The organism is Salegentibacter agarivorans, from assembly GCF_900113135.1.
Classification (GTDB): domain Bacteria; phylum Bacteroidota; class Bacteroidia; order Flavobacteriales; family Flavobacteriaceae; genus Salegentibacter; species Salegentibacter agarivorans.
On the sequence record NZ_FOOH01000003.1, the window covers coordinates 167656 to 192405 of the forward strand.

The following is a 24750-nucleotide window of genomic DNA, read 5'->3' on the forward strand; positions in this document are numbered from 1 at the left end:
TTAAACAGTTTCCGATAATTATCGGAAAGATTTGCTCTATGGTTACTTCCATCTTGGGCTTACTTTGTTGTGTTTAATTTTCTGATATTATCAGAAAGTTATTCAATGTATAACTGTTTAATTATCAATAAAGATGCTAAATAAAGGCATAAAATTTCTTATAGAAAACAAACTAGTAGCAATTATCCTCCTAGTCCTTTTTGTAGGCTGGGGCGTGGTAAATGCCCCTTTTAATTGGGAAACCGGTTTAATTCCGCGCGATCCCGTGGCGGTAGATGCCATCCCCGATATTGGCGAGAATCAACAAATTGTCTTTACCAAATGGGAGGGGAAATCCCCCCAGGATATAGAAGACCAGATTACCTATCCCCTTACTACTTCGCTCCTGGGAATTCCCGGTGTGAAAACCATCCGGAGTTCCTCTATGTTTGGGTTTTCCAGTATTTATATCATTTTTGAAGAGGATATTGAGTTCTACTGGAGCCGTAGCCGGATTTTGGAAAAACTCAATTCCCTGCCGGCAAACCTGCTTCCCGAAGGTGTAAACCCTGCCCTGGGTCCCGATGCTACCGGGCTGGGCCAGGTTTTTTGGTACACCTTAGAAGGACGTGACAAAGATGGCAATGTTACCGGGGGCTGGGATTTGCACGAACTGCGAAGCATTCAGGATTATTATGTGAAATATGGACTTTCCGGTGCCAGCGGGGTTTCCGAAGTTGCATCCATAGGTGGCTATGTGCAGGAATATCAGGTAGATGTGGATCCCGAACTGATGCGTCAATACGATATTTCCCTGGCACAGGTGGTAAAGGCCGTAAAGGAAACCAACCGTGATATTGGTGCACAAACCTTGGAAATAAATCAGGCCGAATATTTGGTACGTGGGCTGGGCTACGTTCAGGAAATAGAAGATATTGAAAATGCCGTGGTAACTTCAGAAGAATTTACCAGTATCAAAATAAGCGACATTGCCAAAGTAAACCTGGGTCCGGAAACCCGCCGTGGTATCCTGGACAAAGAAGGTGCCGAGGTGGTTGGCGGAGTGGTTGTGGCTCGTTATGGCGCAAATCCGCTGGAAGTAATCAATAATGTAAAGGATAAAATAAATGAACTTAGCCCCGGCCTGCCCACCAAGGTGCTGGAAGATGGTCGCGAGTCGCAGGTAACTATTGTTCCATTTTACGATCGTACGCAACTGATTCAGGAAACCCTGGGCACGCTTAATGAAGCCCTTACATTGGAAATCCTGATTACGGTACTCGTAATTATCGTTATGGTTTTTAACCTACGGGCCTCCATCCTCATTTCCGGTTTATTGCCAGTAGCGGTTTTAATGGTCTTTATCTCGATGAAGTTCTTTAATGTCGATGCCAATATCGTGGCCCTTTCCGGTATTGCCATTGCTATTGGGACCATGGTGGATGTGGGCGTGATCTTATCTGAAAATATCATCCGGCATCTCGATCAGGACAAAGAACGGAAATATTTGACCACGAATGAAATCGTGTACAATGCCACTGCCGAGGTTTCCGGGGCAATTATGACGGCCGTGCTTACCACCATTATCAGTTTCCTTCCCGTCTTTACTATGGTGGGGGCAGAGGGGAAACTGTTCCGCCCACTGGCATTTACCAAGACCATGGCACTGGTGGCTTCCCTAGTGGTTGCGCTTTTCCTTATTCCGCCATTTGCCGCATCTTTCTTTAAGAAACGGACCCGGCGTACTTCCGCGGGCTGGGTAATACAGGGGATTCTGATAATTGCAGGGCTTACCGCTATTGTTTTTGGATATTTCATCGGTATTGTCCTAATTGCTTTTGGCGTAACCGGAATACTGCTTCTTAAAAAGAAAATTAGTTCCAAAAGATCAAATGTTATCAATATAGCTATTTCGGCTTTCGCCATAGTGCTACTTTTAGCCGAGTATTGGCGTCCGTTGGGTCTGGAAAAAAGTGTTTTCTGGAATTTTATTGTGGTAGGGATTATATCCTTTGGTTTGCTGGGTGTTTTTGCCCTGTTCCAAAAATTTTATACCCGCATCCTCAATTGGGCCTTGCGCAATAAGTTGTTGTTCTTGTCGGTGCCCACCGTTTTGGTTATTCTCGGTTTTATGATTATGCGCAACATTGGGCAGGAATTTATGCCCTCACTCAATGAAGGCTCCTTCTTGTTGATGCCCACTTCGCTGCCCCATGCAGGTGTAGAGGAGAACAAGCGGGTCTTGCAGCAGCTGGATATGGCCGTGGCCGCTATCCCGGAAATTGAGACGGTAGTGGGCAAGGCAGGTCGTACAGAGTCGGCCCTGGACCCTGCACCTATATCCATGTATGAAAATACAATCCAATACAAACCTGAATATATGCTGAATGAACACGGCGAACGCCAGCGCTACCAGGTAAATGAAGACGGTTTATTTATGTTAAAAAATGGCAAATTGGCAATAAACCCAAGTTTAGAGGTGGACGAAGATGCAGCTGGCAGTTATAATGACAGCGAAATCGTGGAATTCCACCGCGTAAAAAACAAACAGCTCATTCCAGATGATGACGGGGAATATTACCGTAACTGGCGCCCCGAAATAGAGTCGCCAGATGATATCTGGAACGAGATCACCGCCGCCACCAAGCTGCCGGGGGTAACCTCGGCGCCCAAGCTCCAGCCCATCGAGACACGGCTGGTAATGCTTCAAACGGGGATGCGCGCACCTATGGGAATCAAAGTGCAGGGGCAAAACCTTCGACAAATAGAAGATTTTGGACTCCAACTGGAAGACCTGTTAAAGCAAGTGGAAGGTGTAAAAGACGAAGCCGTTTTTGCCGACCGTATTGTTGGAAAACCTTACCTGCTTCTTGATATCAAGCGTGAACGTTTGGCTCGTTATGGTATTAGCATAGAAGAAGTTCAGCAACTTTTGGAGGTTGCTGTGGGAGGAAAACGCCTAAGTCAAACGGTTGAAGGACGCGAACGCTACGGTGTACGCGTGCGCTACCCAAGGGAATTGCGGGACAGCCCGGAAGATATGGGCAATATCTATGTTCCGGTTGAGGGCGGCTCGCCGGTGCCGTTAGATGAGTTGGTAGATATCCGTTACGAGCAGGGGCCGCAGATAATAAAAAGTGAAGATACCTTCCTTATTGGCTATGTGCTTTTTGATAAACAGGATGGTTTTGCTGAAGTGGATGTAGTAGAAAATGCCCAGGCCCTTATTCAGGATAAAATCGATAACGGGGAGCTCAGGGTGCCCAAAGGTCTCAGCTATAAATTCACGGGGACTTACGAAAACCAGATTCGCGCTGAAAAAACGCTGAGTGTTGTGGTGCCACTGGCACTGATGATTATCTTTTTGATCCTGTACTTTCAGTTTCAAAAAGTTTCTACCTCGCTTATGATCTTTAGTGGGATCCTCGTGGCTTTTTCTGGCGGGTTTATCCTTATTTGGCTCTATGGCCAGGGTTGGTTCCTGAATTTCGACTTTTTTGGCGAAAACCTTCGGCATATGTTTCAGATAAAAACCATAAACCTGAGTGTGGCGGTATGGGTAGGCTTTATCGCCCTCTTTGGTATCGCTACTGATGATGGCGTGGTAATGGGTACCTACCTTACCCAAACTTTTGACCGGAACGAGCCCAAGAGCCGAAAGGAAATCCGTAAATCGGTGGTGGAAGCAGGGTCCAAGCGTGTTCGCCCCGCCTTGATGACCACGGCTACAACAATCCTGGCACTCCTGCCCGTACTGACGTCTTCGGGGCGTGGTAGCGATATTATGATCCCTATGGCCATCCCCGCGGTTGGAGGTATGTCTATAGCATTAATCACATTGTTTGTAGTGCCGGTGTTATTTAGTTGGAGAAAAGAAGCCGGCATAAAAACCCTGGAGACGGCGAATAATGACAAGAGAATTGAAAATAGAAAATAGAAGAAAGCCTTTTACTATGAAATCAAAAGATATTTTAATAATAAAATTGAATAGAAGAAGCGGAATGCTAGCGGTGATTGTCTCTCTTTTCTTTTTTCTTACAGGAACAGCCCAGCAGCTCCAGCCTTACCTTACCCAGGCTTTGGAAAATAACCCGAAGATACAGGCGTTTGAACTGCGTTATGAAACGGCCCGGGAGAGGATTGAAGAAGTTGGGGTACTCCCGGAAACCCAGTTCAGCGTAGGCTATTTTGCCAGCGAACCAGAGACCCGAACGGGCCCACAGCAGTACAAACTATCGGTGCAACAAATGATTCCGTGGTTTGGGACTATCACGGCAAGGGAGAATTATGCATCAAGCCTTGCCGATGCCCAATATGTGGAAATCGCCACGGCCCAGAGGCAACTGCTGCTAAATGTGGCCGAAAATTATTACAGGCTTTATGCCATTAGGGCAAAGCAACGCGTATTGGAACAAAACATAGACCTGCTGGAAGCCTATGAGGAGCTTGCGCTTACTTCCCTGGAGGTAAACCAAGCCTCGTCCGTAGATGTGCTTCGCCTGCAAATGCGGCAAAACCAGCTACGGGAACGTTTGGAAAACTTCGATGAAGAATTTAAAGCCGAACAAGCCGCTTTCAATACCCTACTCAATGCCGAACGTGGTGCTACGGTAAAGGTGTACGATTCGCTGGCAGTGCCACAGGAAGACCCGGTGCAGTTGCCAGAAGTGCCTCAAGTGCACCCAGAGTTGTTGCGTTTTGACAAGCTATATGAATCGGTAGGAGAAGCAGAAAAAATGAACCGAAAGGAAGCCCTGCCCGATCTGGGATTTGGCCTGGATTACGTTGCGGTGGGGGAAGCCACTGCGATGCAAGCCCCGGATAGCGGAAAGGACATCCTGATGCCGATGGTCTCTATAACGGTTCCAATTTTCGGTAATAAATACAAATCGGTTACGCGACAAAATGAACTGAAGCAACGTGAGCTAAATGCACAACGGGAGAACCGGCACAACGAATTGGTGTCGCGCCTGGAAGCCGCGGTGAGCAATAGGGCAGAGGCACGCATAAGCTACCGTACCCAGTTGCTCAACATCGAGCAAGCCAATGATGCCGAAGAAATCCTCAGGCGGAATTACGAAACCGGTACCATAGATTTCAATGATGTGCTGGACGTACAGGAGTTACAGCTAAATTTTGAGCTGAACCTGATAGAAGCGGTAAAAAACTATTACCAAGCCAGTGCGAACATTAATTATTTAAGTGAATAATTCAGAATAAATTAAAACAAAAACGATGAAGAAATATATCATTTACACCGGATTAGTGTTAGCAGGATTGCTCCTTGGCTATCTGTTCTTTGGTGGCAATTCGTCTGAAAAAAATGTCGAAACAGCCACTACAGAAGAACACAATCACGAGGAGGAAAACCAGCTGTGGACCTGCTCTATGCACCCGCAGATTATGCAGCCCGAACCGGGCGATTGCCCCATTTGCGGGATGGACCTTATCCCTGCCGAGAGTGGCGGCGGCGAGGTTGGGCCGCAACAAATAGAAATGTCTGAAACCGCCCTGGCTCTGGCCAATATCCACACCGTGGAGATCGGCGATAGCCTCTTAGGGGATCACGACCTGGTGCTCTCCGGGAAGATCGTGGAGAACGAAGAGGTGAAAAGTGTGCAGGCTTCTTATTTTGGCGGCAGGATAGAAAAACTTTATATAAATTACACCGGGGAGGAAGTACGCCGCGGGCAGGTGTTGGCCACTATTTATTCCCCAGAGCTGGTCTCTGCCCAGCAGGAATTGCTTACCGCTGCGGGGATGAAGGACTCTCAGTCCCGGTTATACGAATCTGTACGCCGAAAATTGAAATTATGGAAACTCAGCGACAAGCAAATTGAAGAAATTGAAGCTTCTGGGGAAGTTAAAGAATATTTCCCTATTTATGCTACGGTTTCAGGTACGGTGACCGAAAAACTGGTGGAAGAAGGTGATTATGTAGAGCAGGGCCAGTCCCTTTATGAGATTGCCAACCTTAGTATTGTATGGGCACAATTTGATGCTTATGAAAACCAGATTGCCCAGCTTGAAGAAGGGCAACAGATTAGCGTGACTGCCAATGCCTTGCCGGGAAAAGAATATGAAGTGCCCATTACTTTTATTGAACCACTGCTTAATACTGCCACCCGTACGGTAACTGTACGTGCAGTCCTGCCCAATAAGGAAGGTCGTCTAAAACCCGGAATGTTCGTGCGTGGAAAAGTGGCACCGGCCAAGAAAAAAAATGCAGATATTGAAGAACCCCAGCTTATTACAGTGCCAAAATCGGCCGTGATGTGGACCGGGGAACGTTCGCTGGTTTACGTACAACCCAATCCAGACAGGCCTGTCTTTGAAATGAGGGAAGTGAGCCTGGGTGCCGCAGCGGGTGGTAATTATGCGGTTACAGATGGCTTGAGTACCGGAGAGCGCATTGTGGTAAACGGTGCCTTTACCGTAGATGCTGCCGCACAACTCCAGGGCAAAAAGTCTATGATGAACAAGGACGGAGGCAAGACATCTACCGGTCACGAGGGCCACGCCGGTATGGACATGGCAGGTAGCGAGGGTAATGCCAATATGGAAACGGCAGGAACCGGCAACGTTGACCATACCGAAATGCAGGAACGCATCGTGGTACCTGAAGAGTTCACCAACCAGCTAAATGGCGTTTTTGATCAATATTTGAAGTTGAAAAACGCCCTGGTGGAAGATGAGGCCAAAACCGCCCAAGCAACTGCAAATAAAGTACTGGAAGCAATGAACAAGATAGATATGAGTCTTTTAGAGGATCGTGAAGCTCACGACCACTGGATGCTGATTTCAAAAGAAGTAATTGGTGCTGCGGAAAAAATAACGGAGAGTGAAGATATTTCTACTCAGCGGGATCATTTTAAACACCTGTCTGCCCATTTGAGCAAAGCGATGCAACTTTTTGGAGTGGGACAGACCGTTTATAAGCAATTTTGCCCTATGGCAGATGACAATGCGGGAGCCTACTGGCTCAGCCGTTCAGAAGAGATCAAAAACCCTTATTACGGTAGCGCAATGTTAACCTGCGGCGAAATCGTGGAAACTATAAACTAAAGCAGGGAAGAACAAATTTTTATAACCTTTAAAACCTATTAAGATGAAAAGAACAATGATGATGCTCCTTCTAACTTTGTTAAGCATGGGAGTTTATGCACAACACGACCACGACAATATGGCTGGTCATGGTGAAGAAATGCAAATGTCGCCTAAGTTCAAAGACAAAGATCTGGGCGCTGCTTATGAACATTACCTATTGGTAAAGGACGCTTTAGTGGCTTCAAATGATGCAAAGGCCGCCAAGCATTCGATGAAACTCGAGAAAACTTTGGCAAAAGTGGAAAATGCTGAGACGGCTCGCAAAGAAGCTTCGCAAATGGCCGGTGCCACTTCTCTGGAAGACCAACGTGACAATTTTAATGCTCTTAGCGATGCAATGTTGAAACTGGTTAAAAATGGGAAGCTTGCCAAAGGTGAAATTTACCTGGAATATTGCCCTATGGCAAACTCTAATAAAGGCGGCTATTGGCTTTCCAATGAAAAGGCGATCAAGAACCCATATATGGGCCAAAAAATGCTGAAATGTGGTAGTGTAAAAGAAACTATCAATTAATAAAGTCCTGCAAGGTATGGATAGACTCTTTTTTATAGGTCTATCCATTTTGCAGGCACAAAATTAGAATGAAATGAAAAATACATTCAAAGTTCTAACAGCGGTATTTCTTCTGGCCGTGGTTTTTGGTGCTTGTAACTCCTCTGGGGAGCAGCAAAAACAAAAAAAGCAAGACAAACTGGCTACAGAAATTAGTACAAGTACCGCCAATAAACAAACCTTTTCTTTAGATTTTCAGATAGGAGACAAGTTGCCTAATGACCTGGTATGTATGGTAAACGATGCCTATATGGCCAAACCGCAAATCCCGGTTCCGGTAAACGGGAAAACCTATTATGGTTGCTGCGAGATGTGCGTGGGCACCTTGAACAACGAAGAATCTGCAAGGATGGCCACCGATCCCCAAACAGGGGAAAGAGTGGATAAAACCGAAGCCTTTATTGTACTGCTTGACGCGAATGGCCGGGTTGGCTATTTTAATTCAGAAGCGAATTACACAGCTTACACAAAAAAGAGCTAAGCATAACAAAACTTATTTCAACTTAAATTTAGAAGATATGAATGAGATCAAAGCCTTTATCAGACCCGAAAGACTTAGTGAAGTGACCATGAATCTGCGGGAAGAAAACTTTTGTTGTTTTACCGTATTTCAAGGCGAGGGGGTTGGAGATTAAACTGATTCCAAAACCGCTTCCCCCAGTTTGAATTTTCCATTTATGCACAGCAAAGTCATTAAAATGGAGATAGTGTGCGAAAAAGAGGATGTAGATAAAATTGTAAATATTATAAAAGTAAGTGCCCGTACTGGCAAAAGCGGGGACGGGCTCATCTATGTAAGCGACGTGGAACAGCGTATAAAAATAAGGACTGGGGAAAAGGAAAGCCGGTAAGTGCTTTTTTTGTTTCCGGTCGAACAACCAAGTAAAATACTAAGTTCCGGGCTGTGTTTTATGGCATCCGGAAAATTTAATTAATTGCAGTAACAGAAATATCAACCTTTTAAAAACAAGAAAAATGAAAACAGTAAAAGTAAGTTTGGGAGTGATGGCTATGGCATTTGCCGTAATAAGCACTTCTTGCAAGAACAACGAGAAAAACAGCAATACAACTATTGAAGACGCGGCGACCGAGCGCGCTGTCCCGATGGAAGAAAACAGGATGGAAAGCAGCAATGCTGCCCAAACCGATGCCAGCCTGACCACATACTTGGAGCTTAAAAATGCCTTGGTAAATGACGATCAGGAGGCCGCGGCCAAAGCCGGGGAAAAAATGGTGGGACAGTTAAAGACCTTTAAAACGGAAAACTACGAACAGAACGACCAACAAGAACTGCAAGATATCATAGAAGACGCCACTGAGCATGCCGAACACATTGCGGAAAGCCCCATAGGCCACCAGCGGGAACATTTCGACATTTTGAGCAAGGACATGATAGACTTGATTGACATTGTCGGAACCAGCCAAAAGTTGTACCAAGCTTATTGCCCGATGTACAATAATAACAAAGGTGCACAGTGGTTGAGTGTAACCAAAGAAATCAAAAATCCCTATTATGGAAGTAAAATGATGGATTGCGGAGAGGTGCAAAGAGAAATTAACTAAATGAAGACAATCAAAATCATTGCACTGGTTTTTTTAGTTGTGTTGGTGGGCATCCAGTTTGTGCCCACCAATCGCAACCAAAGTGAAGTGGTGCCAAAATCAGATTTTATGCTGGTGAACAATGTCCCGAAAGACGTACAGGATAAATTAAAGGTTTCCTGTTATGATTGCCATAGCAACAATACAGCATACCCTTGGTACAATAAAATACAACCAGCTGCCTGGTTTTTAGAGGATCATATAAAAGAAGGAAAAGATGAATTGAATTTTAATGAATGGGGTGAATATTCCGACCGAAGAAAAAACAGCAAACTCCGGTCAATCATCAGTCAGATTGAAGATGATGAAATGCCACTGGACTCCTACACTTTTATTCATGGGGATGCGAAACTTTCCAAAGAAGAAAAAACAGAAATGATACAATATATGACCCAGCTTAAAAATAGTTTATAGGGGATTTTTAAAATAAACAATATCATATCCCAAAAAAGGAAAGGAATTTTTTCATTGATTGGTTAGTTAATCTTTTTCTTTTGAGAGTATGATGTTAAAGTCCTGTGAGGGAAGGGTATTCTTAAATTTAATTAGTTTATAAAGCCTCTTCCCTTGACAGGCACAAAAACCAAAAAATGAAATATTGTTAGACTACTGGGAAAAACATGGGCGTGGTAGCTTAAATAAATGCTTAGGGTATGATAAAAAATAAATTTTTAAAAAACATTACCAAAAAATTATCATGGTAGAAGTCTTTGTTAAAAATATGGTCTGTAACCGGTGTATAAAAGTAATTAAAAACGAGTTACTTGAAGCAGGGGTGGAAGTAACAAAAGTAGAACTAGGCCGGGTAGTTTATAAAAGCAAAAATATAGCTCGTGATTCTAAAAAGTTAGAAAAGGTCCTCGATGAAAATGGTTTTGAAATATTGGAGGGATCCGATAAAATTTTAGTCGAGAAGGTAAAACAAAGTCTTATACGGCTTTTGGAAAACCTTCCCCTGCAAAAAACGGGGACTTTATCCAGCTACTTATCCAAAGAAACCGAAACTGATTATTCGCGCTTGAGTCGAATTTTTTCCTATACCGAAAACATAACGGTAGAAAAGTATTTTATAAAGCTGAAAATTGAAAAAGTAAAAGAGCTCATTCAGTCCAAACAATATAATTTTACCCAGATTAGTCAGCTATTGGATTATACTAATGTAAATTATCTTTCCAGGCAATTTAAAGCAGAAACAGGGATGAATTTATCTCAATATAAAAAACTTAATAACAATTTTAGAAATTCTTTAGACCAAATTTTATAGATGTTTAACCAAATTATGACAATAAATCCTTTTTCTTACCATTAATTTTAAAAATCAAATTTAAAACCAGAAAAAAATGAAAAGTAAAATTTTAAATTTTGGTGTTGTTCTCTTACTAGCTATTGCCCTATTTTCCTGTGTAGATAACAAAGGGAAGCAATCGGTTGAAATAAACACCCCTGAAGAGGTTAAAAAAGCCGAAGAGAAAACAGCAGATATTGCCGATCAGGATTTTATAGATGGAATGACGGGAAAAATCTGGCATAATTACCTGGAAATAAAAATAGCATTAACCAATGCTGATGCAGACCAGGTACAGGATGCGTCTCAAAGTATGGTAGCCTCTTTTTCAGAAGAAAGAGCAGAACTGAAAGCTATTGCACAACAATTATCTGAAACCAGCGAGCTGGAAAAACAAAGGGAATTATTCGCAGCATTTACAGAAAAAGCTGGGCCTATGTTTGAAGATGCATTATCTGGTGGTACGATCTATAAAAAGTTCTGTCCTATGGCTTTTGACAATAAAGGAGCCTATTGGTATGCTGATATCGAAGAAATAAACAATCCATATTTCGGTGATAAAATGCCCAATTGTGGTTCCGTAAAAAAGACAATTAAAAAGTAAAAACCAACCTAACCAAAACCAAAAAATAATGAATTCAGAAGCAAAAAACCACCATAAAACTGGTGGTAGCAATTACGGTAGATTTTTTCTAATGCTCGGGTTATCTTTTATAGCCATGTACATTACCATGTACCTGAATACCTACGAATTTGATCATGTTTATTTCAGCTTGACCCGTTTTTATATGACCTGTTTGGGGATAGCGGCAATGGCGGTAATTATGTTGTCGTTGATGTTGAAAATGTATAAAAATAAGAAGAAGAATATAGCAATTTACGTGGGTAGCCTGGTGCTGTTTGTCTCTGCTTTAGGTTTAGTACGAGCACAACGACCTATTATTGGCGACGTTTTATATATGAAGGCAATGATTCCCCACCATTCGATTGCGATTTTAACTAGTAAGCGGGCAGATATTAAAGATCCTGAAACCAAGAAACTGGCCGAAGAAATAATTGAGGCCCAGAAACGCGAAATTGCCCAGATGAAGAAGATCATTTATCGTTTGGAGAACGAGGAATAATATTAAGCGAGACCCCACAGGTTTTGAAAACCTGTGGGGTCTTCTTTAAATAATCAATGTAGAATATTTTCAACAGGATCGATCTTTTTAGCCTTGTTAAAGCCTTACTAATGAAACCTAAAATATTTAGGCATTAAAATATCAAGAATGAAAAATAATTTTTTTTTAATATTAACTTTGTGTTCAATGATGATTTCCTATGGCCAACGGCACATGGAAAAATCTGTTGAAGGAAATATAAATAATTTACCGGTACACGAATATAACCTGACCATAGACCAGGAAAAGGTTACTAAAGCCGAAGGCAAAGAGGTCATGGGGATGACCATTAACGGGGGAATCCCCGGCCCGACCCTGGAATTTACCGAAGGCGAATATGCGGTGATCTATGTTGAAAATAAAATGGATGTGGAAACTTCCATTCACTGGCATGGGATGATTTTGCCAAATTTCTTTGATGGTGTCCCTTATTTAACCACGCCACCCATTAAACCGGGCGAAACCTTTAAATATGAATTTGAGATCAAACAACATGGTACATACTGGTACCATTCCCATACCATGTTACAGGAACAAAGTGGGGTATATGGCTCTCTGCTAATCAATCCAAGAGAAAAAACATTGGAGTATGACAAAGACCTGGTGCTGGTACTTTCAGACTGGACCAATGAAAAGCCAAAAGATGTGCTTAGGTTTTTAAAAAGGGGCACAGAATGGTACAATATTAAAAAAGGAACAGCTACTCCCCTAAATCAGGTGATCAAGCGTGGAGCTTTGGGCGCACAAATTGATTTTTGGAGACAACGGATGGAAGGTGCCGATATTGCTGATATTTACTATCCTGCATTTTTAATAAATGGTGAGGAGAAAATAGAATATCCCGAATTCAAGCCTGGGGAAAAAGTTAGAATGAGAATTATTAATGGAGCTGCCTCTACTTCTTTCTGGATGACCTTTGGAGGTAATATGCCTACGCTGGTTTCTGCTGATGGTGTAGATGTAGTGCCGGTGGAGAAAAATAAAACCTTTATTGCAGTAGCAGAAACCTATGATTTTATTGTCACCATACCCGATGATGGCAAAATGGAATTTAAAATTACTGCACAGGATGGTTCTGGGACAGCTTCAGCTTTTCTAGGCACCGGTAGGATACTTCCCGCCCCTAATGTGCCCAGGCCCGATAAAATTGGGATGATGCAAAAAATGGCAAAAATGGATATGAAAATGGGGGCACCAGCCCTTAAATTCAATCCAAAAAATGTTGATCCCTATGAAATGATGGATAAGTGGGGAATGCAAATGGATGAGATGGACATGGAAGCGATGAACCATGGCGATATGAATATGAAAAAAGAGGGAGATATGCAGGCCATGGACCACTCTAAAATGGATCATTCCAAAATGGACATGAAGAAGGACTCCACAATGGCCAATAAGGACCATAGTGTGAAGATGAAAAAGGACTCTATGAAAATGGCCGGTGGCGGGAAAAAAACCATGCAGATGGATAAGATGAAAGGAATGGAGCAAGGAAAAATGCCGGGTATGGATATGTTTTCAGAATATAACTATGATTACCTGGAATCTAAAAATCCTACAACACATCCCGAAGATGCGCCTGTAAAGGAAATCCTGCTGAATTTAACCGGAAATATGGCCCGCTATGTTTGGAGCTTAAACGGGGTGCCCCTGGCCGAAACCGATAAAATAAAAATTGAAGGTGATGGGGTTACCAGGATCACCTTTAACAACCTTACCATGATGCACCACCCTATGCATCTACATGGGCATTTTTTCAGGGTAATTAATAAAAACGGAGAACATTCCCCTTTGAAACATACCGTCAATGTCCCGCCCATGCAAAAAGTGACTATCGAGTTTTATGGGAATGAATATGGCGATTGGTTCCTGCATTGCCACATCCTTTATCATTTGGATTCCGGAATGGCGAGAGTGGTAAGTTATGACACTAAAAGGGACGAACGTATGAAGCCTTTCCCATTGAGTAACCTAGTAAGGGAAACCAATAAATTTTATACCTGGGGAATGTTGGATGCCGCCTCACACATGACAACATTAAATGTGGTAAGTTCCAATATAAGGAATCAATTTAACGTTTTGGCAGAATACGGCTGGAACGAAAATATTGAAGCAGAATTCACCTATGAATATTACCTCTATGACTGGGTACGTTTGTTTGCCGGTGTGAATATGGAGAATGAAATGAAGGATAGTATGGAAGAACTCAGTACCACCGCCATTGGAGGTATTAGGTATTTTACTCCCTATATGTTTGCTTTAGACCTTCGTGTAGATAATAAATTGAGGCCCCAAATTAGCCTTGCCCGGGAAGTTATGATCTTCCCTCGACTTGTTTTATTCGGGGAATATGAATTCCAGGCAGATTTTGGCTGGGTCAATGATCTTGAACCAGGAAAAGATTTTGAAGATGAGCAAGTATGGAGCGCCGGGCTGGAATATTTTCTTGGTAAGAACTTTTCATTAATGGGAAGTTACGACAATAGATTTGGCGCCGGAGGTGGATTATCATTACGATTCTAAACAATATGGGAAATTATAAAGAAAACAGTCTAAGCCTGGTGGGTGCAATATCAATGGGAACCAATGTTATGATTGGTGCAGGGATCTTTGCGCTTCTTGGTCAAGTGGCAGAACTTTCTGGTGAGTATTTTCCAATAGCTTTTATTGTGGGTGGAATTATATCAGGATTTAGTGCTTATTCCTATAACAAGATGTCTAATGCGTATCCATCTGCAGGAGGTATCGCCATGTATTTGGAGAAAGCTTATGGAAAGGGACTTGTAACTGCTTTTGCAGCTTTACTGATGACGTTCTCTATGATTATTAATGAAAGTCTGGTGGCCAGGACCTTTGGTAGTTATACGTTGCAATTGTTCGATGCGCCAAAAGACAGTTATCTCATTCCCGTTTTAGGGGTGGGCCTACTCATTTTTGCCTTTGTAATTAATATTGCAGGCAATAAGGTAATAGGGAAATCCTCCCTTGCCATGGCGATCCTCAAAACCGGTGGGTTATTGATCTTTGCCGGAGGAGCTATCTATGCCTCGGGTTTTGTAGTATCAGATTTAGTACCTTCAGGAGGTACCGGCGGGGAAAGGGGAGTAATGGAGTACCTTGGAGCACTGGCTTTATCTATCCTTGCCTATAAGGGTTTTACTACTATAACCAATAGTGGTGGTGAAATTGTGAAACCACACAAAAACGTGAGCAGGACCATTATCATTTCATTGCTCATTTGCGGGCTAACCTATTTACTCGTTTCGTGGGGGGTGATTTCCAACTTGAGTATTCCTGAAATCATTGAGGCCAAAGATTATAGTCTAGCTGAAGCTTCCAGGCCATTATTTGGTCAATTTGGTTTATGGTTTACCGTGGCTATTGCTATTATCGCCACTATTTCTGGAGTAATTGCCAGTGTTTTTGCAGTTTCAAGAATGACTGCTATGTTAACTGACATGAAGTTGATACCTCACAGTCACTTTGGTATGAAAGGGAGTATACAAAAGCATATGCTGGTGTATATTATAGTAATTGCCATTGTGCTTACTATCTTTTTCGACCTTTCCAGGATAGCCTCCCTTGGCGCAATATATTATTTGGTGATGGATATTATTATTCATTGGGGAGTGCTTACCACAATGAGAAAGGACATAGAGGCCAAAGCGGGGATCGTAATAAGCGCAATAATTCTGGATGTGGTAGTTCTGGGTTCCTTCGTTTATATTAAAATAGAACGTGATCCCACCCTAATTTGGATAGCATTTGGTTCTATGTTGCTCATATTTTTAGGTGAAAAATGGTTTCTAAATCGAAAACCTCCAGAAAAAGGGGCGGTAGATTAGCTGTTAAGCAGCCTACGACTTTTAAGTTGTCTAAGTATCTAAAATTTAAGCGGGGCTTTAACCTTCCTTGTGCTGAAATTTTACGAATGCAATTCAAAATAATATAATGATGAAAAAAAACGTAAACAGAAGAAATTTTATACAAACTGCAAGCCTGGCAGCAGCAGGTTTCTATGTAATGCCTTTTTTTGCCTCCTGTAAATCGGATACCTCCACCCGGCATCCTGAGACCGTAAATAAAATGAACAAGGATTTTATTGCCGATTTAGATCTACAACTTACCGCATTACCTTCCCAGACCAACATCTATCCAGACAGTAGTACCAAAACATATTCCTATAGAGCATCTATTATAAAAGGTAGTGAAGATAATTTACAAAATATAGAGGGTAGCTATTTAGGACCTGTTATTCGGGTAAAGAAAGGGGATAAGGTTAGGGTGAGGTATGAAAACCAGATTCCGGCCGAATCTATTGTACACTGGCATGGCCTGCACGTGTCTCACGAGAATGATGGCCACCCAGAGCATGTAATAAGTGAAGGAGAAACCTATTATTATGAATTTGAAGTGATGAACAGGGCTGGAACGTATTGGTTCCACCCACATCCGCATAAACATACAGGGGAACAGGTATATAAGGGACTGGCAGGATTGTTTATCGTATCTGATAAAGAAGAAGAAAAATTAAATTTACCCCAGGGTGAATATGATATTCCTGTGGTAATCCAGGACAGGACTTTTAATGATAATAAGCAGCTCCAATACCTAGGCGATGGTCAGATGGATCGAATGCAGGGTTTTTTAGGTGAGCAAATATTGATCAATGGTAAAATTGATAATACCCTGAACCTGGGCGCAAACGGGAAATATCGTTTAAGGCTCTTAAACGGTTCCAATTCCCGTGCCTATAAATTGGCATGGGATAACGGCGAAGCGATAACCGTATTGGGTGTAGATGGAGGTCTGCTTAAAGCGCCAAAAAGAATGTCTTATTTAATGCTAGGGCCGGCTCAGCGGGTAGATGTATGGTTGGATTTATCTCAACAGTCAGAAAATAGTCGTATTAAACTGGTCCATTTACCTATCCCACTGGACATGATGGGTGGTGGCATGATGAATGGCGGGATGATGGGAAATAGCAGTAGCAATCACTTGCCTTATGACACTCAGTTTGATATTCTGGAAATAAATGTGGGGGCTTTCGCAGAAAACAAAGATGCTCAATTACCTGGTGAGCTCAGTTCTTTCAATACATTGGCGGCCACAGATGCCATCAATAAAGACAATCCCAGGACTTTCACCTTCGCTATGGGCGGAATGATGGAATGGACCATTAACGGTCGCACCTATAATGGCACCGAAGTAGCCGAAGAAGAGACCGTGAAATTAGATACTACCGAAATTTGGCGTATCAATAATGGAAACCAGTTTTCTTCAGATCCTGATGATGACAGCGGAATGATGGGCGGCGGAATGCATGGCAACGGCGGAATGATGGGCGGTCAGGGAGGCATGGGAAATATGATGCAAATGCCACATCCTGTTCATATCCACCAATTACAATTCAACATCTTAAACCGAGACGCTGATAAGGTAGATGATAAGCTTTGGGAAGCAACCAAAGACGGTTTTATCAACGAAGGCTGGCAGGACAGTGTTTATCTTTTACCAGGAATGCAAATGGATTTGATCATGCGATTTGAAGACTATAAAGGATTGTTTCTATACCATTGCCATAATCTGGAGCATGAGGATATGGGCATGATGAGAAACTTTAAAATAGTGTAGAAAGAACAGGATAAGAGAATTAAAAAAAACTGAACGATGAAATTTTTATTAACTCTAAAACAAAGTAAAATGAAAACAATTGTAAAAACCTTAATGATTATAGTAGCAGTAGGAACATTGATAAGTTGTAAATCAACATTTAACGCTTCTGAAGCAATGGATGTTCCAGACAATCGAAACGCTGTTTACCAGGAAATTATTTCGAACCCAAACCAATTCAATGAATTTATTGATCTGGCACAACAAGACGAAGGGGCAAGAAAACTCATGATGCAAAGCCATATGCAAATGATGGAATCTGGCAAGATGAAAGCCATGATGCAAAAGAACCCGGGGATGAAAGAAAAGATGAAATCCCACATGGAGAAAATGATGGATGATCCTGAAATGAAAGAAAAAATGCATAAGATGATGCAGGAGAGACTGGACAGGAATCCAGAAATGAAGAAAAAGATGAAAGAGAAAATGATGAAAGATCCGGCTATGAAAGAAGCAATGATGGAAGAGATGCATTCCAAGATGAAATCTAATCCCGAAATGGCCGAGAAGATGATGGATAAAATGATCCAGTTTTTGCATGAGAATCCTGAGCTTATGGAAAAGATGAAAGCCAAAATGAAGGCACATCAGGAAAAGATGTAAATTTTAAATGCAGTCAAAAAAATTGTAAAACGCATTAAATAAAAAATCATGGACTATTATTTTAACAAAAGCCTTAAAGGAAATTTCGAAGAGGTAATCGTTAAAGTTACCGAGGAATTGGAAAAAGAAGGTTTTGGGGTATTAACAGAGATCAACGTTACTGAAACTTTGAAGAAAAAGCTGGATGTGGATTTTAGAAACTATCGCATTCTTGGAGCCTGTAACGCGCCTTACGCTTATAAAGCTCTAAAAACGGAAGACAAGATTGGGGCTATGCTGCCCTGCAATGTGATTGTACAGGAAAAAGAGGCAGGAGAGATAGAAGTAGCGGTGGTAAATCCCATTGCTTCCATGCAGGCGGTGGAAGATGATGCGCTAGGCAAAGTGGCTAAAGAGATCAAGGTAAAACTTCAAAAAGTTATTTCGAACCTTTAATTAAATAATTGAACAATGAAAAAATTCAGAATTTTACTGTTAGTCTTATTTGTGGGAACTTTTAACCTTACCATGATTTCCTGTAGGGAAACCACCGAAGATGACCACGGCGATATGGAAATGGAACAGGGAGGGATGGAAGGTGACGATATGGAAATGGACCATAATGAGTCTATGGATCATGATTAGAATCTGGGATTAAAGTTTAAAGGAAATGGAGGGATCGTTGTTTATGATAATTAGTTGAAGTCTTAATTTCCCTCCTTTTTCTTTTTTCATTGTAGAATTCCAAACCATATAGCGATATGGCAGATATTTAAGATACCCGGTATGGATTTTAAATTTATTTTTCGAGTTATCAATTTAAGTTCCATTTTAAATCACCAGAATAATGCGGGTACTTCTAAATAATTTAAGATGTTTGGGCCTAATGAATTTACCATTAAGACATATTTACATTATACTCTGCCACCAATCCACGAATATTTTCTACAATTTATTGGTGGATTCGTGGCTCCTTTGCGCATTTTTGGGCAGATTAAGAATATTCTATGCTTCCGGTAATTAACTTTATAACTCCATTTATTTTTATGAAAAATTTTGTCTTTATATTCTTTTTAATGATGTTGCCATTATTACTCCCGGCGCAAGACGATCATAATCATTCTCCATTAGGTCAGGAACAGGGATTAGACCCCGATACTATAACCACAAATATAGCTACAGAAAATACCAGGCAGGATCCGGCTTTAGGATCAGAAGATAGTTTCAGGGAAGTTAAGGCGGCGCTTGATGATTTTCCAAATCTTCATCCTTTGGTGGTTCATTTTCCCATTGTTTTGCTTTTACTGGGGGCATTTTTGCAGCTAATTCAGATTTTTACTCTGAAAAGGAATCTGGATTGGATAATCCTTTTAACCGTAGGCGGAGGGTTTATCGGTGCCTATATAGCCGGGGTGTATGCCCATCCCCATACCCAGGATTTAACTGAAATGGCCAAAAAAGTATTAGAACAGCATGATAAATTTGCCGAATGGACCATTTATTCCAGCGCAGTTGCTGCTACCTTAAAATTGATCAGCTTATTTTTATTGAAGAAGAACCGGGTTTTTGAAATTTTTGTATTCCTAATTCTTGCTTTTTCAGCATATTCTGTTGCAGAAGCAGGACATTATGGTTCCCAGCTGGTATATATAGAAGGAGTGGGCCCTCAGGGCGAATATCTTGAAACTGAAAAAACAGATGGAAATAGCAAAGGCGAAGGACACTCGCATTAAATTGGATTTATGAGAATTTTTTTTTTAATAGGTTCTTCAGTATCCGCGGTAGGACTTATATTAATTATATTGTGGCGGCCGCATCTATGGTGGATAGCGATTTTATTGCTTCCTATTTATATATTGGGCTTTAAAGATTATTTTCAAAAAGCAGACAATATTCAGCGTAATTATCCTTTATTTGGTAGGCTTACCAATTTATTAGAAGAACAACGTCACGTTTTGCAAGAAGCTTTGTTTCTCAACCGCGCCGAAGGTATGCCCTTCAATTGGATCCAAAAGGAAATTGTATATAAGCGGGCCGCAAATGCAAACATGAATCAGCCATTTGGCACCCAGTTATCTTATGAGAGTACTGGCCGTGAATGGTTTTTGCATTCTACATTTCCCTCAAAGGAATTTCGCGATAATTTTCGTATTAATATTGGAGGTCCAAATTGTACTAAGCCCTACAGTTCAAGTATTTTGAATTTAGGGGCAATGAGTTATGGCTCTATTAGTAAAAATGCTACCCTGGCTTTTAATGGAGGGGCTAAAATAGCGGGATTTGCACAAAACACTGGTGAAGGGGGGCTTACACCTTATCATCAAAAATACGGGGCAGATCTAATCTTTCAATTTGGCACCGGATATTTTGGATGCCGAAATGCTGAAGGGAATTTTGATGCTGAAAAGTTCACTGAAATAGCCCAGAATGATCTCGTAAAAATGATCGAGATTAAAATCTCACAAGGAGCTAAGCCAGGTTTTGGTGCTATACTTCCTGCCAGTAAAAATACCAGGGAGATTTCAGAATATAGGGATATTGAAGCACATACAGAGATTCATTCCCCGGCGCACCACAGTGCTTTCAGTAACCCTAACGAGTTGCTTAAATTTATCAAAGAATTACGTGATCTTTCCTCTGCAAAACCTATAGGGATTAAACTCTGTATTGGTTTAAAACTCGAATTTGATGAGATGATTGAAATATTTTCGAAAAATAAAGAAAATAATTTTCCAGATTTTATTGCGGTAGATGGAGCAGAAGGTGGTTCTGGGGCTGCAAGCATGGATGGATTACATTGGGGCGGAACACCTTTAATTGAGGCGCTCCACTTTGTGGATATAACTTTAAAAAAATATAATCTGCGCAAACATATTAAGGTTATAGCTGCGGGAAAAATAATTTCTTCTTTCGATATTTATAAAGCATTAGCCGTTGGGGCCGATGCTTGTTACAGTGCCAGGGGTATGATGTTTGCCCTGGGGTGTGTCCAATCTTTAAAATGCAATTTAAATACCTGCCCTACCGGAATAACCACTATGGATTCAAAGCGGGTAAAGGCTTTGGTAGTTGAGGATAAGAAACACAAAGTGGCTAATTATCATAAAAACACCATTCAGGGTTTAAAGGAATTGTTACTATCAATGGGTATCTCAGATAGAAATGGAATAAACAAAACCAGTATTGTAAGAAAAATTAGTGAGTCGGATAGTAAATCCTATAGTGAACTTTATAAGTGATCTTTAATGACTAAAAGTAAATTTGTAATGGATTACGTAGGTAAACGTAAACATAATTGCAAACGTAAAAAGAATAATCTAATATATGGAAGTTAATTAGAAATGGTGAAGAGAAAAACAGCGATGAAAATTCGTAAAGCCCATCGATATCTGGGAATCTTTATAGGCATTCAGTTCTTGATGTGGACTATTAGCGGGATGTATTTTAGCTGGACCGATATCGATGAAATTCACGGAGATCACTTTAAAAAATTGCCTCCTGAAACTTCAAATTTTGAAAATCTTGCCGGTATTTCCACGCTCATTCCAGAAATGAAAATTCATAGTATTAGTTTAAAAGAAGTTTCGGGAATGCCTTACTATTTTGTAAACAACGAAAAACTGGTACACGCACAAGATGGCAAAGTTATCGATGAAATTTCAGAAGAAGATGCCAAGAATATTGCGCAACGATATGTAAAAGATGATTTTAAAATAATTTCAGTAGAAAAAATCAACAAAGTCGGGGATCATCATGAATACCGTAGTGGATCTTTTCCGGCTTATGTTATTAATTATGCCCAACCTAAAAACCTAAAAGCCTATGTGGGTGCTACCGATGCAAGTTTTAAAACGGTACGTTATCGCGACTGGCGTTGGTTCGATTTTCTTTGGATGACCCATACCATGGATTACGAAGGAAGGGACGATTTTAATAACCTTATACTACGTATTTTTTCTCTTATGGGCCTTATAACGGTCTTGAGCGGTTTTTTACTCTGGTATATTTCATCACCATCAATAAGAAAATTTCAAAAAAAATTCAAATAAACCTAATTTTGAACATTAATAGCGATAAAATCGGAAAATGAAAAAAATAATTAGAAGCATAACAGTTTTAAGTCTCATTGCTGGAAGTTTAGCGATATTCTCCTGTAAAAATGACCAAAACACAAAGGATGCCCCAAAGCCTATGCAAAATGAAATGCACCAGCCAAACATTGATGAAAATGCTGAAGCAAAAGGCTATGAGGATGAAGGATTGCAAGCAGAATTTAAGGATGAAAAAACTGCTGATCTCTATGACCTGTATGTAGCTATTAAAGACGCATTTGTAAATACCAATTCCCAAGCCGCTAGTGCAAAAGCAGCAGAACTTGCGGAAACGGCAACCAATAAGAAGGGTATAGTGGCTATTGCAAATGAAATTGCAGAAAGCGGTAATATAAATAAGCAGCGGGAAGCTTTTTCTAAACTTACAGAAGCTATGGAACCTGTTTTAAGGAATGCATTAGCCTCTGGAGAAATCTATAAGCAATACTGCCCCATGGCTTTTGAAGGAAAAGGAGACTATTGGTATTCAAATTCAAAAGATATTTTTAATCCATATTACGGAAATAAAATGTTGAAATGTGGTAGAGTTCAAGAAACAATCAAATAAGCGTAAGAATAACTTGCTTGGTTTTCGCACCTTGTAGGTTGTTCAAAAGTTTTTGGGTCAAAGTAAATAAAGGGTGCATAAATAAACGTGGTGTGCTAGAGGTGCTTATAGTGGTAAAAGAAATTTTTAATAATTTGAATATTCCTTTTTCCGTGGTAAACCTTTGTGAGGCCATTATAGAAAGGAAGCTCTCTGCTGTTGAGAAAGAGCAACTATAAACAGAATTTGAAAAATTAGGGTTCGAGATCATTGAAAGCCGTAATGAAAAATTAATTAGATAAAATCCTTAATTACTAAAAAGGTTTATTCAAAAGACACCGCAAACGATAAATTTTCAACTATGCCTAGCTCGCACCTGCACTTCGATTATAGACATATAACCCACATCTTTACAGATAGGGAGGGACAGAGTATTCAGCAGCTTTACATCTCGGTTCGAATTGAACGCGTAAAAGAACTTTTAAATTACGATGATTGGAGTATCGCGATGATTGCAGATAACCTTGGATATTCCACAGCCGCCTATCTTTCAACTTCATTTAAAAAGGCAACTGGGCTTTCCCCTTCAGGTTATAGGAAGTTACAAGTAAAAGACCGGAAAAGTATAAATATGGTCTAAGTTTCCCTTGGTATGGAAGTTTAACAGGGTTAGCTTGTTCAAGGGGCTACTTAGGTCAAATAAAATAAAGCATAAAATATGAACATTCTTTCAATCTTAGGCATAATTATTTATCTATTAATTGTGTTAGATGTTATTCAAACAACTCTTTCCTTGCAGGGTGGGGGGTGGTTAACCAGCCGGTTTTCCCATTTTTTCTGGAAAGGATTTTTAAATATTTCTGGCAAAGACGGAAGCTCAAAATTTTTAAGTCATGCAGGTTATATCCTGCTTATTGCAATTGTAATAATTTGGGTCTTTGCCCTGTGGAGTAGTATGGTGTTGATTTTATATTCCAATCCTGGATCAATAATTCAAAGTTCCACCAAGACCACCGCAGGATTATGGGAGGTAATATATTATAGCGGTTTTACCCTCTCCACTCTGGGCGTTGGTGATTTTATAGCGGCAGGAAATTATTGGAGGCTACTAACCACTATTTATTCCTTTACAGGTCTTATTCTTCTTACTATGTCGGTAACTTATTTTATTCCCGTTCTTTCAGCAGTTATAGACCAACAAAAATTGGGGATAAAACTTAGTACCTTAGGAAGCACACCGCAAGAAATTGTACTTAATTCCTGGAATAAAAAAGACTTTTCAAGACTGACGAATAAAATTGATGATATATCCGACTCTATTATTAAATACAGCCAGCATCATAGAACATATCCGGTTATTCATTATTTCCACAACCCAAATCAAAGTAACAATGTAGTTTTGCAACTGGCGCGCCTATACGAGGCATTAGTTATCCTTACCCATAAAATAAAAAAGGAAAAACAGCCCCCCTTAGAAGATATTCGGCCTTTGATTGTAGCTTTTGAAAATTATTTTAAAATTATATCTGAAGTTACCCATATCAATATTAAAGAAAAAAATACTGCAAAAATTTCGGTTGCAATTTTGCAGGAACACGGCTTGGTGTCTACCACTATAGAACAAAAAGATATAGAAGAAAAATTTATGAAAAAACGTAGATTTTTCAAGACCTTATTATTGCAGGATGGCTGGAAATGGACACAATTAGAAGAAAAAAAGCCTTAAAATTTTAAGGACTTTGTTAAATACCTTTAAAATTGAAAGATCTTAGCATAATTTTAAAACCCACTTTGGTTTTTAGTTTATAATTTCGACATAAACCATTAAAAATCAATATTATGAGAAATGAAAAATTAATTAATGCACTTGGAAATTGTATTAACCATTGCAATTATTGTGCTGATGCCTGTCTTGATGAAGACAATGTAAAGATGATGAAAGATTGCATTAGAATTGACAGGGTATGTGCTGAAGCCTGTGCTGCTTTAAATCAAATTTTAGCCACGAGTTATAGCGATGTGAATGCCCTGGTTGAATATTGTAAAAAGGTATGTCAGGATTGTGCAGATGAATGCGATAAGCATGATCATCAACACTGCAAGGATTGTGCGCAGGCTTGTAGAGAATGTGTAGAAGCTTGTGAAGCTTATCTGGCTTAATTGTAACT

At 40.6% G+C, this 24750-nt stretch carries 24 protein-coding genes; all 24 read left to right on the forward strand.

What is annotated here, in order from left to right:
* The first annotated feature begins 133 nt into the window (after nt 1-133).
* Nucleotides 134-3916, forward strand: a complete 3783-nt coding sequence (locus tag BM084_RS04110; protein WP_093302934.1) for an efflux RND transporter permease subunit — start codon at nt 134-136, stop codon at nt 3914-3916.
* A gap of 16 nt (nt 3917-3932) precedes the next feature.
* Nucleotides 3933-5189, forward strand: coding sequence for a TolC family protein (locus BM084_RS04115; protein ID WP_093302969.1), 1257 nt, complete (start codon nt 3933-3935; stop codon nt 5187-5189).
* A 25-nt stretch (nt 5190-5214) separates the two neighbouring features.
* Nucleotides 5215-7044: an efflux RND transporter periplasmic adaptor subunit gene (locus BM084_RS04120; protein WP_037314438.1), complete on the forward strand. Its 1830-nt coding sequence runs from the start codon at nt 5215-5217 to the stop codon at nt 7042-7044.
* 43 nt (nt 7045-7087) lie between these two features.
* Nucleotides 7088-7600, forward strand: coding sequence for a DUF3347 domain-containing protein (locus BM084_RS04125; protein WP_034892138.1), 513 nt, complete (start codon nt 7088-7090; stop codon nt 7598-7600).
* A gap of 73 nt (nt 7601-7673) precedes the next feature.
* Nucleotides 7674-8120 carry a hypothetical protein gene (locus tag BM084_RS19260; RefSeq protein ID WP_037314436.1) on the forward strand — a complete coding sequence of 149 codons (447 nt, stop codon included), beginning with the start codon at nt 7674-7676 and terminating at the stop codon, nt 8118-8120.
* Between the two features lie 196 nt (nt 8121-8316).
* Nucleotides 8317-8490: a P-II family nitrogen regulator gene (locus BM084_RS19265; RefSeq protein ID WP_218152226.1), complete on the forward strand. Its 174-nt coding sequence runs from the start codon at nt 8317-8319 to the stop codon at nt 8488-8490.
* A gap of 124 nt (nt 8491-8614) precedes the next feature.
* Nucleotides 8615-9202: a DUF3347 domain-containing protein gene (locus BM084_RS04140; RefSeq protein WP_034894378.1), complete on the forward strand. Its 588-nt coding sequence runs from the start codon at nt 8615-8617 to the stop codon at nt 9200-9202.
* Nucleotides 9203-9655 (forward strand): heme-binding domain-containing protein, encoded by a 453-nt coding sequence (locus tag BM084_RS04145; protein ID WP_034892144.1) that lies wholly within the window; start codon nt 9203-9205, stop codon nt 9653-9655.
* Nucleotides 9656-9935: 280 nt separating this feature from the next.
* Complete coding sequence (locus BM084_RS04150; protein ID WP_093302936.1) at nt 9936-10505, forward strand: helix-turn-helix domain-containing protein; 570 nt, start codon at nt 9936-9938, stop codon at nt 10503-10505.
* 76 nt (nt 10506-10581) lie between these two features.
* On the forward strand, nt 10582-11130 hold the full coding sequence (locus BM084_RS04155) for a DUF3347 domain-containing protein (protein WP_093302939.1): 549 nt from the start codon (nt 10582-10584) through the stop codon (nt 11128-11130).
* A gap of 28 nt (nt 11131-11158) precedes the next feature.
* Entirely contained in the window at nt 11159-11650 is a 492-nt protein-coding gene (locus tag BM084_RS04160; RefSeq protein WP_075327061.1) for a DUF305 domain-containing protein, read from the forward strand.
* Between the two features lie 147 nt (nt 11651-11797).
* Nucleotides 11798-14212, forward strand: a complete 2415-nt coding sequence (locus BM084_RS04165) for a multicopper oxidase domain-containing protein (protein WP_075327060.1) — start codon at nt 11798-11800, stop codon at nt 14210-14212.
* A gap of 5 nt (nt 14213-14217) precedes the next feature.
* Nucleotides 14218-15534 carry an APC family permease gene (locus tag BM084_RS04170; RefSeq protein ID WP_093302942.1) on the forward strand — a complete coding sequence of 439 codons (1317 nt, stop codon included), beginning with the start codon at nt 14218-14220 and terminating at the stop codon, nt 15532-15534.
* Between the two features lie 106 nt (nt 15535-15640).
* Nucleotides 15641-17323 carry a multicopper oxidase family protein gene (locus tag BM084_RS04175; RefSeq protein ID WP_093302944.1) on the forward strand — a complete coding sequence of 561 codons (1683 nt, stop codon included), beginning with the start codon at nt 15641-15643 and terminating at the stop codon, nt 17321-17323.
* Between the two features lie 69 nt (nt 17324-17392).
* Nucleotides 17393-17965, forward strand: coding sequence for a serine acetyltransferase domain-containing protein (locus BM084_RS04180; protein WP_075327058.1), 573 nt, complete (start codon nt 17393-17395; stop codon nt 17963-17965).
* A 48-nt stretch (nt 17966-18013) separates the two neighbouring features.
* The gene (locus BM084_RS04185; protein WP_037314420.1) at nt 18014-18400 is read left to right on the forward strand and encodes a DUF302 domain-containing protein; all 387 of its coding nucleotides are present in this window, start codon (nt 18014-18016) and stop codon (nt 18398-18400) included.
* A 15-nt stretch (nt 18401-18415) separates the two neighbouring features.
* On the forward strand, nt 18416-18589 hold the full coding sequence (locus BM084_RS19100) for a hypothetical protein (protein WP_156101175.1): 174 nt from the start codon (nt 18416-18418) through the stop codon (nt 18587-18589).
* A 401-nt stretch (nt 18590-18990) separates the two neighbouring features.
* Entirely contained in the window at nt 18991-19677 is a 687-nt protein-coding gene (locus tag BM084_RS04190) for a DUF2231 domain-containing protein (RefSeq protein ID WP_075327981.1), read from the forward strand.
* A 9-nt stretch (nt 19678-19686) separates the two neighbouring features.
* Nucleotides 19687-21183: an FMN-binding glutamate synthase family protein gene (locus BM084_RS04195; protein WP_037314417.1), complete on the forward strand. Its 1497-nt coding sequence runs from the start codon at nt 19687-19689 to the stop codon at nt 21181-21183.
* A gap of 102 nt (nt 21184-21285) precedes the next feature.
* A complete protein-coding gene (locus tag BM084_RS04200; RefSeq protein ID WP_057481174.1) occupies nt 21286-21993 on the forward strand; it encodes a PepSY domain-containing protein in 708 nt (235 codons plus the stop codon).
* A gap of 37 nt (nt 21994-22030) precedes the next feature.
* Nucleotides 22031-22603 carry a DUF3347 domain-containing protein gene (locus tag BM084_RS04205; protein WP_051931246.1) on the forward strand — a complete coding sequence of 191 codons (573 nt, stop codon included), beginning with the start codon at nt 22031-22033 and terminating at the stop codon, nt 22601-22603.
* A 340-nt stretch (nt 22604-22943) separates the two neighbouring features.
* On the forward strand, nt 22944-23222 hold the full coding sequence (locus BM084_RS04215) for a helix-turn-helix domain-containing protein (RefSeq protein WP_051931248.1): 279 nt from the start codon (nt 22944-22946) through the stop codon (nt 23220-23222).
* 78 nt (nt 23223-23300) lie between these two features.
* Nucleotides 23301-24308, forward strand: coding sequence for a potassium channel family protein (locus tag BM084_RS04220; protein ID WP_051931249.1), 1008 nt, complete (start codon nt 23301-23303; stop codon nt 24306-24308).
* 113 nt (nt 24309-24421) lie between these two features.
* Nucleotides 24422-24742, forward strand: coding sequence for a four-helix bundle copper-binding protein (locus tag BM084_RS04225; RefSeq protein WP_034892172.1), 321 nt, complete (start codon nt 24422-24424; stop codon nt 24740-24742).
* Nucleotides 24743-24750: the final 8 nt, after the last annotated feature.